Consider the following 1,535-nt stretch of genomic DNA (forward strand, 5'->3'; position numbering starts at 1 on the left):
GTGCGACACGAGGTCGCAGGTTGTGAGTGGGCTTACCAAATGGAGGTTCGGTTGATATCGAAGGTGTAGTCCCTGGTCAGTGTCCGTGAGACCTGTTCCCGCCTTGGCATGCGTCGCTGGTAACGGCGGGGTGTGAAGCCCAGGGGAAAGCCGAAGGATTCCCGCTCCATCCGGGAGTTACGGGTTAGGGAAAGATCGGACGGGTTAATAGCGTGAATCTCCGTTGATGTCTCGTCAATACCTCCCTCTGCGATGGAATGTAGCGGCGAGGGTGAAGGGTTGGCCGCTGGGAAGCGGCAGGCGCCGGCTGATTATGCCCTGTCGGCCGGGAGGACACGGCCACCCCGGGATAGAGGAGAGGCCCACCCCGATCGTGTCTCATATCTGCGAAACGTGGTAACCCCGTTGAGGTCCAGGAAGCAATACCTGGTAGGCCGACCGCAAGGAGAGCTCCAATTCCTCAGCGGGAATAGGATGACGCGAGAAGCGAACGCTGGGATGTCGAAAGGCAACGGGAAAGCGACATCGAACGCCGCAGCCTCCCTGCGAGGATGTCGTATAACCGCCCGGATACGGGCCTTGATGACCCGGCCCGAAAGGGTGCTGACGCGCGTCGGGTGAGCCTGCGAAGACTTGATGATCGAAGACATCGGAACCGAGGGACAAGTTGGACGCCATGACGGAGACGGCTGCGGCCGTGACTGACGCCGTGGTGAACGGACCCGAGGGCGAGCCTCTGGACTGGGATGCCGTGGATTGGCGGCAGATCGAGGAGGACGTACGACGGCTTCGACAGAGAATCTTTGCAGCATCACAGGCAGGGGACCTGAAGAAGGTTCGCAACCTGCAGAAGCTCATGCTCCGCTCCCGTGCCAACGCACTGTTAAGTGTGCGGCGGGTGACGGAGGTGAACGCCGGACGGAAAACGGCCGGTGTCGATGGCAAGACCGTGCTGTTATCCCGGGACAAGCCCGTTTGGGCTGACTGGGCACAACTCCGGTCGCGGTCGTGGACACCGAAACCCGTTCGTCGTGTGTATATACCGAAGCCAGGCGGGAAACAGAGACCACTCGGAATTCCTGTGATCGCTGATCGGATGCTGCAAGCCATTTCGGTCAACGCCCTGGAACCCGAGTGGGAGGCGCGGTTCGAGCCGAAGTCTTATGGCTTCCGTCCGGGCCGCGGCTGCCATGATGCAATCGAGGCTATTTTCAACACCGTGAGCGGAAAGAATCCGCAACGGCGATGGATACTCGACGCGGACTTGGCAGCGGCATTCGACCGCATCGATCACGGCCATATCCTCGACCAGATCGGCACGTTCCCAGCCAGGGGGCTTGTCGCGAAATGGTTGAAGTCCGGTGTAATCGAGAAAGGCTGGTTCACTCCTACCGAGGAGGGAACGCCCCAAGGCGGCGTGATCAGCCCCGTCCTACTGAATATCGCTTTGCATGGTATGGAGAAGGCCGCCGGGGTCCGCTATCGAACGTCCGGCGTCAACGCCGACCGGGTGATGCCGGGCAGCCCCGTACTGG

General features: G+C 61.0%; 1 protein-coding gene. It reads left to right on the forward strand.

From position 1 onward, the window contains the following. Positions 1-676: 676 nt before the first annotated feature. Positions 677-1,535 (forward strand): reverse transcriptase N-terminal domain-containing protein (locus EJK15_RS69255; RefSeq protein ID WP_171075436.1); only part of this gene is annotated, 859 nt, incomplete at its 3' end.

This window comes from Nonomuraea basaltis, from assembly GCF_005893125.1.
Taxonomy (GTDB): domain Bacteria; phylum Actinomycetota; class Actinomycetes; order Streptosporangiales; family Streptosporangiaceae; genus Nonomuraea; species Nonomuraea basaltis.